Raw genomic sequence first — 13214 nt, 5'->3', positions numbered from 1 at the left:
TTCGAACCAGGAGTGCACAGCTGTGACGATGCCGTTCTACACCTCCCCCGAGCAGTTGATGCGGGAGCGCTCCGAGCTGGCCCGCAAGGGCATCGCGCGGGGCCGCAGCGTGGTGGTGCTGAAGTACGCCGGTGGCGTGCTGTTCGTCGCCGAGAACCCGTCGCCGACGCTGCACAAGGTCGCCGAGATCTACGACCGCATCGGATTCGCGGCGGTAGGCCGCTACAGCGAGTTCGAGGCGCTGCGGGTGGCCGGCGTGCGCATCGCCGACGTCCGCGGGTACTCCTACGACCGCCGGGACGTCACCGGCCGGTCGCTGGCCAACACCTACGCCCAGCACCTGGGGGCGATCTTCACCGAGCAGATCAAGCCGTTCGAGGTGGAGATCTGCGTGGCCGAGGTCGGTTTCACCGCCGACACCGACCAGCTGTACCGGTTGACCTACGACGGGTCCATCGTGGACGAGCCGCAGTACGTGGTGATGGGCGGCCAGGCCGACGCGATAGCCAGCACGCTCAAGGATTCCTTCAGTGACGGGCTGGAGCTGGCCGCCGCTGCCGAGCTCGCGATCCGCGCGCTGTCCTCCGGCGGGGAGAGCTCGCGGGAACTGGGCGTCAAGCAGCTGGAGGTCGCCGTGCTCGACCGCGCCCGGCCGAACCGGACGTTCCGCCGGATCACCGGTGCGGCCCTGGAAGCGCTGCTGCCCAAGCAGGAAGAGGCTTCGGACGCTGAGTCCGGCGGCGGCGACACCACTTCCGGTGACGGGGCCGAGAACGACAAGTAACCCGATCGTGCCCAGGTGCAGGGCACCTTTCGCCATGTATGTGGACGGCTATGCCACGCAAAGGTGCCCTGCACCCCTCACCCTTTTCGGGGTGGTAGGAATTCGCTGGGGTTGCCCGAGTACGAGACGTACAGGGCATCTCGTGCACGGGTGCTGGCGACGAACAAAAGGCATCTTTCGCGCTGGGTGTCGTGTTCATGGGACGTCGGATCCTCCTTTGCGGGTGTGATCGCGACGGGGAGCGGGAGGCTGGCGTTGTCTACGCCGACGATCGCCGCGCAGCGGAATTCGAGTCCCTTCATGGAGTGCATGGTGTCCACTCGCACGGCTGGGGCACCATCGCGCTGGGTATGCGGGATGCCGGCCTGATCGAGCGCGGCCTTGATGTCCTTGACTTTGGCGGCGGATCTTGCCGCGATACCGATCGAGTCCGCTTCCAACCCTGCCTTGAGCCATTCTTGAAACCTGCGTAACGAGCCCGTCGAGTTCGGCATTCCAGTCGGGGTAGTCGCGCACGTCCGGGCGTTTGCCATGCATTGGCGAGCGTAGCCGGCGAGGGTGTCGGGCTCGTCGTCCATTCCGTCGCTGGGCCGCCCGTCGAGGGCTTTCACCGACCAGCTCAGAATCTCCTGGATGCCCTCTTCCCGCCCCCTGGCACCCTGTTCTGAACCGAGGGCTCCGTCCGATCGAGATCGGGCGGAGCCCTCGGTCAGATTCGGTCAGCGCAGGTCGTGTTTACCGGTCTGAACGTCGCGCAGGAAGGCCGACCACGCCGAGGCCGTGAAGGGGAGAACTGGGCTGGCGTCGCCGAGCTTGCTGTCCTTGACACCGGCGGCCCCAGGGACATGCGCCACCATGACACAAGCAGCTCCACCACCGTTGCTCCGGCTGCTCTTTCGCCACTGCGCCTGGGTGAAGTCGGGGGTGAACATGACGTGCTCCCTTGTTGTGCCTACAACTCGCGGGCGAGCCGGTTGAGGAAGGCGATCGACTCCTTCTGGCTCAACGCCTTGGCCCGCAGCGCGCTGTAGTTCAGGTTATACGTCTCGACTTCGGTCGGGTCCTCCAAATAGAGGCAACCTGTCAGGTAATCGGCGTATGCCACGTCCGGGTCGTCGTGGTCGGGGAAGGACAGCAGGATGAACGGCGCGCCGAGCGCGGGTATCGCGCCGGCACTGAACGGCAGCACCTGAACCGCCACGTTCGGCAACTTGGCGCTGGTCACGAGGTGTTTGAGCTGCTCGCGCATCACCTCGGGGCCGCCGACGAGCTGGCGCAGCGCCGATTCGTGGATGACCGTCCGCAGCGTCAGCGGATCCGCCTCGCGCAGCCGCGCCTGCCGCTGCGCGCGCAGATCGGCGCGCTCCTTCATGACGACCTCATCGGCCGTCGGTATCCACGCCCGGATGAGCTCGGTGGCGTAGCACTCGGTCTGCAGCAGCCCGGGAATCAGCTCCGCGGCGAACTCCCGCACCTCGGTCGCCTCGGACTCCAGCCCGACGTATTCCTCGAAGTTCGACGCCAGCGTGTCCTGCCCATACCGCTGCCACCAGCCCTTCTGCCTGGCCTGCAAGGCGAGCGCGACATACTGGTCGCGTTCGGCTTCGGGGACGCCATAAACCGTGGCCAGTGCAATGACTTCGGCCGGGCCGGCGCCCTTCTCGGCGTTCTCGAAACGGCTGAGCTTCGCCTTCGACCAGTCCAGTGCCCCCACTACATCGTCTTGGCGCAGCCCGGCTTCCGCGCGCCAACGCCGGATTCCCCGGGTGAGCTTGCGCAGCCGCACCGTCGGACTGACCCGCTCTTCCATCGTGTCCTCCTCGTATCCCGATCGCTGTGTCGATCATGACAGAGGTTGGAACTTCCGCGCATTCGCTCATTCGTGTGCAAAATCGGCCGATTAGGCTTTCGTAGTTGCAAATGTGGAAGTTTCACGAGATCTTCGTCCACGTTCTGATCTTGGGCGGTGAAGGGAAAACCCGTGAACGAGTACCTGACCTACATCTGGCGTCCGGTGGCCGGCGGCCGTCACGCATTTCCCATCGCGGCGAAGAAAACCCCGGTCGGCGAGCGGGTCGCGGCCTACTGCGGTGCGGAGGCCGACTCGGCCGAAATACACGACCGCACCGAGGTGGACTGGATCCGCGAGGACTCCTGCATGAAGTGCTGGCGGATCATCGCCGACCGCAACTGACCGGCTACGTCGCCCGTTCGTCATTCGCATTCAAGGAGATTCCATGTTCTGGCTGCAGCTGAGCACGCTCGTGCTGATCAACCTGCTTATTGTCGCCCTGATCGTCAGCTCGACCGCTGCGCGTTTCCCGTTGTTGGCCCGAGCTCAGCATGCACGAGCTGGTGAAGGCGCTTACAACGTCTGGCAGCTCATCGCCCAGGTTGAAGCCGAGCGAGAAGACGAGGAAGCCCGAGTCGCGGAACGACAACCTTGGCCGGATCCACCGCGTTTCCCTGAGTACGACCCGGACGACGAACCCACCGGTCGCCATCACTTGCGTGCCGAGGCGATTTCGCGCGAAATCGGCGCTTCTTCCTCGTGAGGCCTGGCGATTTCGCGCGAAATCGCCAAAAGCCGGGTCGGCGTGGCGGAATTTCCCCCGGCACCGCCGCGCTGGCCCACCCCGGTGGCCGGGCGCGTACCTCCCCCTCCCGACGCGCCCGGCCACCACACACCGGTACGCAGATAGTCAACCAGCACGTGCAGCTTGGAAGGAGTCAGGGCGTGAGCGATGTCGACGTGACGGCGTGCGCATGGATAGACAACTGCGCTATCAGCTACACGATCTGCGGCGACGAGGTGGAGTTCCGAGTGGGCGGAGATCTGGACGGCTTCTGCCTGACAACGACCGAAACTGGCCTGGAGACCCTGGTTGCCAAGAGCACCGCAGCCCTCAACGCCCTCCGCGCGGAACACAGCGACGGTTGAAGCCGTACGGGAGACCGTTTGCCCGCTTTGACCGGGCGAACGGCCCCTTCCTGCTACCGCCCAGTCGCGGCGACGCGATCCTTCACCGCCTGCGGCAGATGGCAGCCGGTGCCGCCACTCAGAACGGTGTTTTTCGCAGTGCCGATCTTGTAGGTGGCACGATACTCGTCAAGGGCGACAACTTCGTGATCCGAAGGACGACTCACAATGGCCCGCACCGGACCGAACCCGTATCCCCGTGCAACATCCTCGACGATCTGCTGCGCACGCGGCCATTGCGCGTCGGGGAGGTTGCCGCTGGCGGTCCAGACGCCGAGCGTCTGGCTTTCTCCTTCCGACCCATACGCGGGAAAATCAGCACAACCCGCACGACCAAGTTTCTGACCTTGAACCCACTGGATCCACGGGAACTCGGCCGCCAACGCATCGCGCATCCGGCCCAACATGTCCAGATACCGAGCGCTGGCTTCCTCAATACTGGGCCGACGCAGCAACTCCGCACGCTGCGCAGCCTCATCACCCTCAAACTTGGAAGTCACTGGAGTCCCCCCACACGCTGCAACGGAAAACGCCATGAGCGCGACCAGCACCATGCGTTTCAGGTACGACGTTCCAACCTGCAATCGACAGCTCACCCCCTTGTATCCACAGCTTGTTCAGGAACTCCGCCGACTACCACACCAACGTTGTATTGGCTGGTTGTACCCGCATCGAGATAGCCAGTGCCACCGCCAGTGCCGTGTCCAATCGAGCGGACAAGATGCTGACCATCAGGCGAAACAGCTTCGTGCGTGGAAAGGTTGTCAACGCCGGGCATGTTCGACGGATCTGATCCAAACCGGCCGAAGTCGGCAACAGGGTCCCAGGCCGACTCCAGGTTGTACAAATGACCTTCCGGGATGTCGACCTGTGAATAATGCGGAGTTCCCATGCCTGGTGACCCCATGACAACCGCGTCGTCCACACCTGTGCCCTCCTGTTGCAGAGCATATCCGGTAGTGGTCGAACCGTAAGAGTGCCCCAGCGCAACGAGGTGCGGATCATCGGGCCGAGATTCGTTGATTCCACGGTAGAAATTCGCCAGATTCTCCGCACCGCGCTTGGCCGCGTTGTCCGCTAAGACCGAGTCACTCGGCTCCGGAATCTCTGATAGCTGAGGGGCTTCGTACCCGATCCATGTCACGGTGGCGACTTCGCCGCCATCTCCGTACCGACTCGCTTGTCGGAAAGCGTCCTGCCTCAACTGGTCCATCGCCGAGTCGTAGTCTCGCAGGCTGCCTTTTTCTACTGCGCTTTCCAGGCCTGGGGTGAAGACGGCGACGTGGCTGGCCGTGTCGACGTTGCCGATCGCTACCGCTGCTTTCATGCGTTCGCCGGAGCTGTCCATGACCAGGAGTTGGCGGTCGCCCCGGCCTACGACGTTCTCGATCTCGTCGAGGGATTTGAGTTTGTCCTCGGCTCGTTTCAGTTCCTCCTCGTCCTGTGATCGGGTGAGCCGGCCTCCGGGACCGGGGTACGGTCCATCCATTTTGGACCGTAGGCGCGCCGTCTCGGCTTGGAGCGTGGCCCGTTCGTCGTCGATGCGGTTGACGTTGGCGGTGTGTCGGACCTCTGCGGGGATGCCGTCCATGTTCCCCAGCCACGCCGGGGGCGATTCCGCCATGGCCGCACGGGTTTCTGCGGGTAGCGAGTTCCACCACCGTGCATTGTCGGCCGGGGTGCCGGGTGGGGGCGGTTCGATCGTCTCGGCGAGACCGCGCGCGTCCCCGGAGGCCGCTGCTTCGGTCAGCGTGCGGGCATCGGATTCCATCAGGTTCAGGTCCGCGTCGCGCAGGACTTTGGTCAGTTCGGTGTCCGCGTCGTTGGCCTGCGCCAGCAGCCGCTTGACGCGATCTTCCAGATCCGGCCGGACCTGATGCAAACGGTGGTAATCCTCATCATCGAGCCTGCTGCCAGGACCGCCGACCACAACGTGTTCCAGGTCTTCGATCCGGCCGTCGTCGCGAATGCGGAAGCGGTAGGAGCTCGCCAGCGCATCAGCCTCGGCCAGCTGCCGCTGCACGTTCTCCACCTCGGCTACGGTAGCGATAAGCGCGCGGCGCACCGCCGCGACCTCGACGACGAGTCCCCGCAGCAGGTCTCCGAGTCCCCGATGCCGAGCTTCGGCGGCTGTTGCGGCCTCGCCCTGCCATGCCGCTGGTTTACCGGACGCGCCGAGCTCGTCGTCCAGCCGCACGAAGCGGTCTTCATCACGTTTGAGATCGTCGATCGACTCGTCGAGCAGCGCCGGGTTCCATCTGCGGATGTCCGTGATGGTCGCCATCAAGCACCGCTCCCAGACCGCAGGTTCGACGCAGCACCGTGATCGGCGGTCTGGTAGGTGTCGGCGCTGCGGCGTAGGGCTTCGGCGTGATCGGTGCCTGAACGGCACCACTTCGCCACCGTGTCCGTCCAGCTCTGGCCGGTGTCGGACGCCGCTGGAGCGGCGGTCGTACCGGGCAGTGCCTGGCCGATCCTCTCCGCCGCGGCACCGAGCCGTGTCGCTCGGGCTTGGTCCACCGCGGAAAGTGTCGCGTCCGAGGCCTTCCGCAGTTCCTCGATCAAAACCTGGTAGGTCATCCTCCCCCTCCTCAGGGGCGGACGCTACCAAGATTCACTTTTTCATCTACCCGTTTTCGGGATTATTGGAAAGTTCTGGCAATAGGGGGCAGGCAGTTGATCATGGCTGCGGCCTCCCACCCGGGCCCGGCCACCGTCACCTCGCCAGCACGGTGGCTCAGGCCGACTCCTGCCTCTGGGGCCCGCTCATTCAGGGAACCTGGAAGCGGTCTGGTTGGCGATCTTCTCCGCTTCGGCGCACGCATCGACGGAATCCTGCATGGCGCCGCTCACCATGTAAATCGCGACGCCTCCGCCGGCGTCGACAAGGACGGTGCACCCCCCGGTCCCACTCACCCCAGCCTCAGCGGCCAGGGCACCGGTACGACCACCAAAGGTTTTGTCGTTGTAGAAGTCCCAACTTCCGTTCTCCCGGTATGAAGCCACGGTCTCGTCAACGTTCTTCTGCAAGGTGAGGTCCATCTTCTCGCCGACCCACCTGCAGCCAGGCTCGAAGCTCAGGGGCGAGAAGGTCTCGCTCTTGGTAGGAAGGCCCCAGGACGTCAGCTCATCTGCTTTGAAAAATGTGCATGGGTCGAAACTCGCCAGTGCGCGCCCTGGAGCAGGAGAGGTGGACGTCTTTTGCGTATCGCCGTCGCCGCGGTTCCCGCTAGAGCACGCCGCAAGCCCAACCAGGGCTAGGCCAGCAGCACCTGCGATCAGTGACCGGGAGAACACACTCACTGCATACCTCGCCTCAAGTCGTCGGCGTTCTGCTCGTCGGTGGCACGATAGTCCCTGGCAGCAGCCCGGAAAGCATCGGCTTGCTTCTTCAACTCGGCCTGCATCTGCCGGATCAACGCGAACGCCCCAGCCTGCGGGTCGTTCGCTTTGTCCTCGAAACGCTTAGCCAACTGCTGGCCGTCCGGATAGTTGCCCAGCCCCTCAACGCGGGCGATCGCCCGCGCTTGGGTGAACAGAGTCCGCAAAGACTCGCTCTCGTCTTCGCAGCGTTTGGCGGCTTTCTCGGCCGCTTCGGGGTCCAGGGCGAGTTTCCCAGCACCCACCTGCTGATTGATCCACTGCGTCTGCGCCGCGATGGCGCGCAGCCCTTCCTGCGCTCCGGTGAAGGCGATGTCCGCCGCTTCTGTCATCCCAGCCCCCTCTGGACTCTGCGATCTTCCCCCCGAGATCGATTGACACTTTAGCCTGACACTGTCCTGACTGAGACGGCTTCGACGAACTCGCTCATCTCGAAACTCACCCGGTCTTTCACCGGGTAACCCCCACTGCGTCAAGGATTGGTCACAGATCGTGAATAAACAGGTGCCTACGCTGTTGGCAGATCGCGCAGCTCTCGCGGGTACCGATCGGTCTTCTTCAACCGTGTCCTGACATTCCGGCCCCCAAACCGCTGTCGCCCCATGGCGAGCCGACGTCGCGGCGGTGGATGTTGCCGCCGTGCTGGTCCGCCGACCGCAAGATCGGCCAAGCGCTCGCGCGCCGCGAGCAGTACCGACGCCGGTCAGTCCACTGTGTTCGGACGGTAGATGTTCAGGGCGTTCTCGTGCGTGGTGAAGGAGAATCGCCGGCCCGGCGGGTGCACCTCGCCGTCGGTCGCCAGCGCGACCGGCGTTCCCCGCACCACGACGTCCATCCGGGACACCTGGCGCTCGACGTAGGTGCGGCTGTGGTGCAGTGCCCCCGTCATCGCCGCGAGCGCGAAGCGCAGCCGGGAGAACCGCCGGTCGGCGCGGACCATGCGCACGTCCAGCGTCCCGTTGTCCAGGCCGGGGCGCCAAGCCGGCGCGAAACCCCGTGGCGCGTACGTGCCGTTGCCGACGAACAGCACCCACACCCGGTGGCGTTCGCCGTCGATCTGCACGTCCAGCGGGCGGGACTCGTGGAGCACCCGGATCAGGGCCATCGCAGCGGCCGGCCACTTGCCCCAGCGCGGTTCCCACTTCTCGCGGAAGCGCACCATGTCCGGATAACCGCCGAGGCTGGCGGTGTTGACGAAGCGGCAGGCGGGGACGTCGTCGATGGCGACCGCGCCGAGGTCGACGGTGGCCCCTGAGCCGGTGGAGACCGATTCGGCGACCGCCGCCGGGTCGCCCACCCCGATGTCGCGGGCGAAGTGGTTGAGCGTGCCCGCGGAGACCACCGCCAGCGGCAGGCCGTGCTCGGACGCCACCGTCGCCACTGCGGCCACGGTGCCGTCGCCGCCCGCCACACCCAGGGCGCGGACGGAATCGCCGCCGCGAGCGAGCTGCTCGCGCAGCCCGTCGACCAGGTCGGCATCCGGCCCCGGGTGCACGACCACGGCCTTCGGCCACTGCTCGCCGACCCACTGCTCCGGGGCGGGCTGGCCGTTTCCGGAGCCGGGGTTGACCAGCGCCAGCATCCCGTCCCCGTCTTCGAGCGCGGGGAGCCCGGCCGGGTGGCTGCCGGCGGCGGGGGTGTCCGGTCGCACCGGCCACCACCGCCTGGTCGCCCACGCCACGCCCGCCCCGAGCGCGGCGCCGCACACGACGTCGGTCGGCCAGTGCACGCCGGTGTGCACGCGGGAGTACGCGACCGCTGCCGCCACCGGGGCGATGGCCGCTCCGGTCACCGGGGACTCCATCGCGGCCGCCGTGGCGAATGCGGCGGCCGACGCCGCGTGTCCGGACGGGAACGACGACGACGTGGGCGGGTCGTTCAGCCGGCGGTGCTGCGACATCAGCTCGGCGGCGGGGCGCCGCCGCGGGAACAGGGGCTTGCCGATCAGGTTGGTCGTCGCGCTCGCGCCCGCGATGGCCACCACGCCGCGCAGCGCCGCCCTCCGGGGAGCGCCCTTGCGGCGGGCCAGCACCGCCGCGATGGTCAGCCAGAGCACGCTGTGGTTCGCAGCCGTGCTGAGCGTCTTGAGCCGACGGTCGGCGACTGAGGCGGGCAACCGGGCACTGCGGCGTGCGAGTTCGCCGTCGACCACGTTGATGGTGTGGCGCAACCTCCCGCGCATCCCTGCGATGCTACCTGCGAATTCGGTCGAGATCGCCGCAACGCGTGAGCCTTCCGACGCCGGGTGCGGCGGTCGGAATCCCTGGTACCAGGGTGACCAGGAGTGACATCTCGCTGGGCGGACGTTTTCGACCTGCAACGAGGCCCGAACGGCGGACCGCCGAAAAGCGGGGTTTGCGCCTAGTGTGGAACCATGCAGCGGCGGATCTTCGGCATCGAAACCGAGTTCGGGGTCACCTGCACGTTCCACGGGCAGCGGCGACTGTCCCCGGACGAGGTGGCCAGGTACCTGTTCCGGCGGGTCGTGTCGTGGGGAAGGTCGTCGAACGTCTTCCTGCGCAACGGGGCCCGGCTCTACCTCGACGTGGGCTCGCACCCGGAGTACGCCACGGCGGAATGCGACGACCTCGTCCAACTCGTCACCCACGACAAGTCCGGCGAGCGGATCCTGGAGGACCTGCTCATCGACGCCGAACGCCGACTGTCCGACGAGGGCATCGGCGGAGACATCTTCCTGTTCAAGAACAACACCGACTCGGCGGGCAACTCCTACGGCTGCCACGAGAACTACCTGGTCGGCCGGTCCGGGGAGTTCTCCCGGATCGCCGACGTGCTGTTGCCGTTCCTGGTGACCCGCCAGCTCATCTGCGGCGCCGGGAAGGTGCTGCAGACGCCGCGCGGCGCGGTGTACTGCCTGTCGCAGCGCGCCGAGCACATCTGGGAGGGCGTCTCCAGCGCGACGACCCGTTCGCGGCCGATCATCAACACCCGCGACGAGCCGCACGCCGACGCCGAGCGGTACCGCCGGCTGCACGTCATCGTCGGCGACTCCAACATGTCCGAGGTGACCACGCTGCTCAAGGTCGGCTCGGCGAACCTGGTGCTGGAGATGATCGAGCAGGGCGTGCAGTTCCGGGACTTCAGCCTGGACAACCCGATCCGCGCGATCCGCGAGATCAGCCACGACCTCACCGGGCGGCGCACGGTCCGGCTGGCCGGCGGCCGGGAGGCGTCCGCGCTGGACATCCAGCGGGAGTACTACGGCCGGGCGGTCGACCACGTGGCGCGGCGCGGGTCGGACCCGATGACCGAGCGGATCCTTGAGCTGTGGGGCCGCGCGCTGGACGCGATCGAGCAGCAGGACTTCTCGCTGATCGACCGGGAGATCGACTGGGCGATCAAGCACCGGCTGCTGGAGCGGTACCGCGGCAGGCACGGGCTGGAGCTGTCCAGCCCGCGCATCGCCCAGCTCGACCTCGCCTACCACGACATCCGCCGGGGCCGCGGGCTGTTCGACATGCTGCAGCGCAAGGACCTGGTGGACCGGGCGACCGAGGACGGCGAGATCGAGGCCGCCAAGGACACCCCGCCGCAGAGCACCCGGGCCAAGCTGCGCGGTGACTTCATCGCCGCCGCGCAGGCCGCGGGCCGGGACTTCACGGTGGACTGGGTCCACCTGAAGCTCAACGACCAGGCCCAGCGGACCGTCCTGTGCAAGGACCCGTTCCGGGCGGTGGACGAGCGGGTGGAACGCCTGATCAGTTCCCTCTAATAAGAGCCTGTTGGTGAATGGTCTGGGTGGGTGGTCGCTTAGCGGAACCTGAGAGAGGTTCCCTGGACTGCGGGTGCCCCTCCTGATGTATGTCCAATACGCGGCGGAGGGGCCGTCCTCACCAGAAAACCTCTCAGAACCCGCCGATGGTCGTCCTGGCAAGGTGGATGCAAGCGGCTGCGCCGCTTCCAAAGGCGCAGACGGCATTCGCCGACAGGCTGTAACGGGTCGGTGCCGAAAAGATCAACTCGTCACTCCCACGGCTTCTTGATCCGGCGCCACAACGGGGTGCGCGATCCCTTCGGCGGGGTGAAGCGGCCCCGCGTGTAGCGCACGTCGGGGGAGTCGCCGGCGAGGGTTCCGGCCCACTCGGCGGCCTTGCGCAGCGTCGGGGCTGCGTCGAGCTCGGCGGCGGCCAGGCCGACCGGGTGGGTCGTCGCCGCCCACAGCTCCGCCCACTGCGCCGCGCTCAGGTTGAGGTAGAGCAGGCCGTCCAGGTCACCCAGCACCGCGAGGTCGCGCACTTCGGCGGCGGCCAGGTCCAGCCCGTACAGCCGCGGGCAGGTGCGCAGCGGGGCGAGGTCGATCGGTTCGCCGGTGGCCAGCTTCAGCAGCCGCAGCGTCGGGTGCTCGGCCAGCGGGGCGAGGTCGATGCGGTCCAGGTCGGCGGTCAGCACCTCCACCGGCGCGCAGTGCAGCGGGGAGAGGTCCGCGGTCGGGCAGTTGGCCAGCTCCACTTCCCACAGCGACGGCGCTTTCCGCACCGGGGTGAGGTCGACCAGGTGCGAGTTGGCGACGACGAGCCGCTGGATGCCCGGGTGGATTTCCCGCAGCGGAGCGGAGTCGCCCTCGATGCGCAGTTCCCGGTCCGGCGCCATCGCGTCATCCCTGAGGAACAGCCGGAGGCGCCCCTTCTTGTACTGGTAAGAGAAGTTCTCCAGCGCCTCGACGTGGCGCCGCAGCAGGCTCGTCACCGAATCGGCGACGTAGACCGGGCCGTCGTGGTCGTGCAGGCCGATGCGGATCACCTGGCCGGGGTGGCCGTTGGGGCCGGGATCCATGTCCACCGCGAGGAACTCGCCGCCGGTGTCGTGCGCGAATGGAATCCAGCCGGGCAGGTGCTGCGCGCGGCGCACCGCGCCTGCGGGATGGGTGTCATAGCGGACTTCCCGCAGCAGCACCCGGTCCCAGTCCCGCACGACCCGCCAGCGGTTCTCTGGACGGTCCTTGTCGCTCAAGACGGCGAGGCCCTTCAATTCCAACCAGTGGAACCCGTCGAGCAGGCCGACCCGGTGGTCGCCGTCGGCCCGGCCGTACAGCGCGCGGAGGTCGTCCGGCAACGGCACCGGGAGGTGCCCTTCGATGAACTCGCGCTCGGCCGCTTCCAGCGGTCCCGGCAGCTTCTCCTGGAAACCGGCGATCTCCGCGCGCCGCCGCAGGTAGCGCTCCAGCAGCTGCAACGCTTCCTGCGGGTCGCCCGCCTGCACCGCCCGGGTGGGGCCGGGCTGGAACGCCGCGGGTTCGGCGGGTAAGGCGTCGGGCCGCAGTAGGTAGGTGAAGCCCGCCCGGTCGGTGCGCGGCGAGCGGCGCAGTGATTCGCTGGTGACCGCCTCGAACCTGCCGGTCGGGTGGACGACGAGCTCGATGGTGAGCCGGTCCGCGGCCCGCTCCAGCTCGTGCACCAGGCACATCTCGTAGTGCAGGTCGGTGGAGGAGCCGGTGCTGTCGAGCGACCGCGGCTCGTACACGGGCCCGCGGTGACCGGATCCCGTGCCGTCGGCGAATCCCTCCAGCACGGCGCGCCGCCAATCCTTCGGCGCGGCCGCGGCGATCTTCACGGCCATCTCGCGCAGCACGGCGAGGGTTTCGGGATCGTGCTCGGTCGTCACGGACCAGATCCGCCTTCCGGTCGGCATGGTGGGCTCGTTTTCATACCGCACCGGCCGGGAGCCGCCCGTCACGCCCCGACCTGGGCGGGATCACCGCAGGGGTTGACCGACGGGTCGGGTGAGGGTTTCGTGCAAGACGCGATCTGGCATGCGGTCAGCCTAAGAGCCTGTGAGTGAATGGTCTGGGTGGGTGGTCGCTTAGCGGAACCTGAGAGACATCCCTGGACTGCGGGTGCCCCTCCTGATGTATGTCCAACACGCGGCGGAGGGGCCGTCCTCGCCAGAAAACCTCTCAGAACCCGCCGATGGTCGTCTTGGCAAGGTGAATGCAAGCGGCTACGCCGCTTCCAAAGGCGCGGACGGCATTCGCCGACAGGCTCTAAAGCTATGAACATTCTTCATCTTCGCGGACACCTTTCGCGGACACCTTCAGTGCCGGCCGAAACC

15 protein-coding genes are annotated in these 13214 nt (G+C 67.0%); 5 read left to right on the top strand and 10 right to left on the bottom strand.

Annotated features, from left to right (window positions below; translation table 11 throughout):
• Positions 1–22 precede the first annotated feature (22 nt).
• Positions 23–784, top strand: a complete 762-nt coding sequence (prcA, locus tag ACRXBZ_RS07545) for a proteasome subunit alpha (RefSeq protein ID WP_433878431.1) — start codon at positions 23–25, stop codon at positions 782–784.
• Positions 785–861: 77 nt separating this feature from the next.
• Here the strand turns inward: prcA and ACRXBZ_RS07540 are convergent, their stop codons facing one another.
• The 3 genes from ACRXBZ_RS07540 to ACRXBZ_RS07530 all read right to left on the bottom strand — a co-directional run bounded on the left by ACRXBZ_RS07540 (position 862) and on the right by ACRXBZ_RS07530 (position 2594).
• Positions 862–1395, bottom strand: coding sequence for a 3'-5' exonuclease (locus ACRXBZ_RS07540; RefSeq protein ID WP_433878430.1), 534 nt, complete (start codon positions 1393–1395; stop codon positions 862–864).
• A gap of 108 nt (positions 1396–1503) precedes the next feature.
• Positions 1504–1716: a DUF397 domain-containing protein gene (locus ACRXBZ_RS07535; protein ID WP_433878429.1), complete on the bottom strand. Its 213-nt coding sequence runs from the start codon at positions 1714–1716 to the stop codon at positions 1504–1506.
• Positions 1717–1736: 20 nt separating this feature from the next.
• Complete coding sequence (locus ACRXBZ_RS07530) at positions 1737–2594, bottom strand: helix-turn-helix domain-containing protein (RefSeq protein WP_433878428.1); 858 nt, start codon at positions 2592–2594, stop codon at positions 1737–1739.
• A 171-nt stretch (positions 2595–2765) separates the two neighbouring features.
• Between ACRXBZ_RS07530 and ACRXBZ_RS07525 the strand changes: the two genes are divergently transcribed.
• From ACRXBZ_RS07525 to ACRXBZ_RS07515, 3 genes are all read left to right on the top strand, one after another.
• The gene (locus ACRXBZ_RS07525; protein WP_433878427.1) at positions 2766–2978 is read left to right on the top strand and encodes an HC3 family zinc finger protein; all 213 of its coding nucleotides are present in this window, start codon (positions 2766–2768) and stop codon (positions 2976–2978) included.
• Positions 2979–3021: 43 nt separating this feature from the next.
• Positions 3022–3339, top strand: coding sequence for a hypothetical protein (locus tag ACRXBZ_RS07520; protein WP_433878426.1), 318 nt, complete (start codon positions 3022–3024; stop codon positions 3337–3339).
• A 182-nt stretch (positions 3340–3521) separates the two neighbouring features.
• Positions 3522–3725 (top strand): hypothetical protein, encoded by a 204-nt coding sequence (locus tag ACRXBZ_RS07515; RefSeq protein WP_433878425.1) that lies wholly within the window; start codon positions 3522–3524, stop codon positions 3723–3725.
• 53 nt (positions 3726–3778) lie between these two features.
• Here the strand turns inward: ACRXBZ_RS07515 and ACRXBZ_RS07510 are convergent, their stop codons facing one another.
• The 6 genes from ACRXBZ_RS07510 to ACRXBZ_RS07485 form a co-directional block, all read right to left on the bottom strand.
• On the bottom strand, positions 3779–4318 hold the full coding sequence (locus tag ACRXBZ_RS07510) for an LppA family lipoprotein (RefSeq protein ID WP_433878424.1): 540 nt from the start codon (positions 4316–4318) through the stop codon (positions 3779–3781).
• A 38-nt stretch (positions 4319–4356) separates the two neighbouring features.
• Entirely contained in the window at positions 4357–6048 is a 1692-nt protein-coding gene (locus ACRXBZ_RS07505) for an alpha/beta hydrolase (protein WP_433878423.1), read from the bottom strand.
• Complete coding sequence (locus ACRXBZ_RS07500) at positions 6048–6344, bottom strand: hypothetical protein (protein ID WP_433878422.1); 297 nt, start codon at positions 6342–6344, stop codon at positions 6048–6050. Before ACRXBZ_RS07500 ends, ACRXBZ_RS07505 begins: the two co-directional genes overlap by 1 nt.
• 186 nt (positions 6345–6530) lie before the next feature.
• Complete coding sequence (locus tag ACRXBZ_RS07495; RefSeq protein WP_433883821.1) at positions 6531–7061, bottom strand: DUF3558 domain-containing protein; 531 nt, start codon at positions 7059–7061, stop codon at positions 6531–6533.
• A gap of 2 nt (positions 7062–7063) precedes the next feature.
• Positions 7064–7477 (bottom strand): hypothetical protein, encoded by a 414-nt coding sequence (locus ACRXBZ_RS07490; RefSeq protein ID WP_433878421.1) that lies wholly within the window; start codon positions 7475–7477, stop codon positions 7064–7066.
• A gap of 371 nt (positions 7478–7848) precedes the next feature.
• The gene (locus ACRXBZ_RS07485) at positions 7849–9327 is read right to left on the bottom strand and encodes a bifunctional phosphatase PAP2/diacylglycerol kinase family protein (RefSeq protein ID WP_433878420.1); all 1479 of its coding nucleotides are present in this window, start codon (positions 9325–9327) and stop codon (positions 7849–7851) included.
• 192 nt (positions 9328–9519) lie between these two features.
• Here ACRXBZ_RS07485 and pafA point away from each other — a divergent pair, with 192 nt between their 5' ends.
• On the top strand, positions 9520–10878 hold the full coding sequence (gene pafA / locus ACRXBZ_RS07480; RefSeq protein WP_433878419.1) for a Pup--protein ligase: 1359 nt from the start codon (positions 9520–9522) through the stop codon (positions 10876–10878).
• Positions 10879–11129: 251 nt separating this feature from the next.
• On the opposite strand, the gene ACRXBZ_RS07475 is transcribed toward pafA, so the two are convergent.
• Positions 11130–12794 carry an SMI1/KNR4 family protein gene (locus ACRXBZ_RS07475; RefSeq protein ID WP_433878418.1) on the bottom strand — a complete coding sequence of 555 codons (1665 nt, stop codon included), beginning with the start codon at positions 12792–12794 and terminating at the stop codon, positions 11130–11132.
• Positions 12795–13214 lie beyond the last annotated feature (420 nt).

The organism is Saccharopolyspora hattusasensis (genome assembly GCF_050972075.1).
Lineage (GTDB): Bacteria > Actinomycetota > Actinomycetes > Mycobacteriales > Pseudonocardiaceae > Saccharopolyspora > Saccharopolyspora hattusasensis.
Note: the sequence above shows the minus strand (reverse complement) of the source record. Positions and strands in the feature narration are given on the sequence as shown.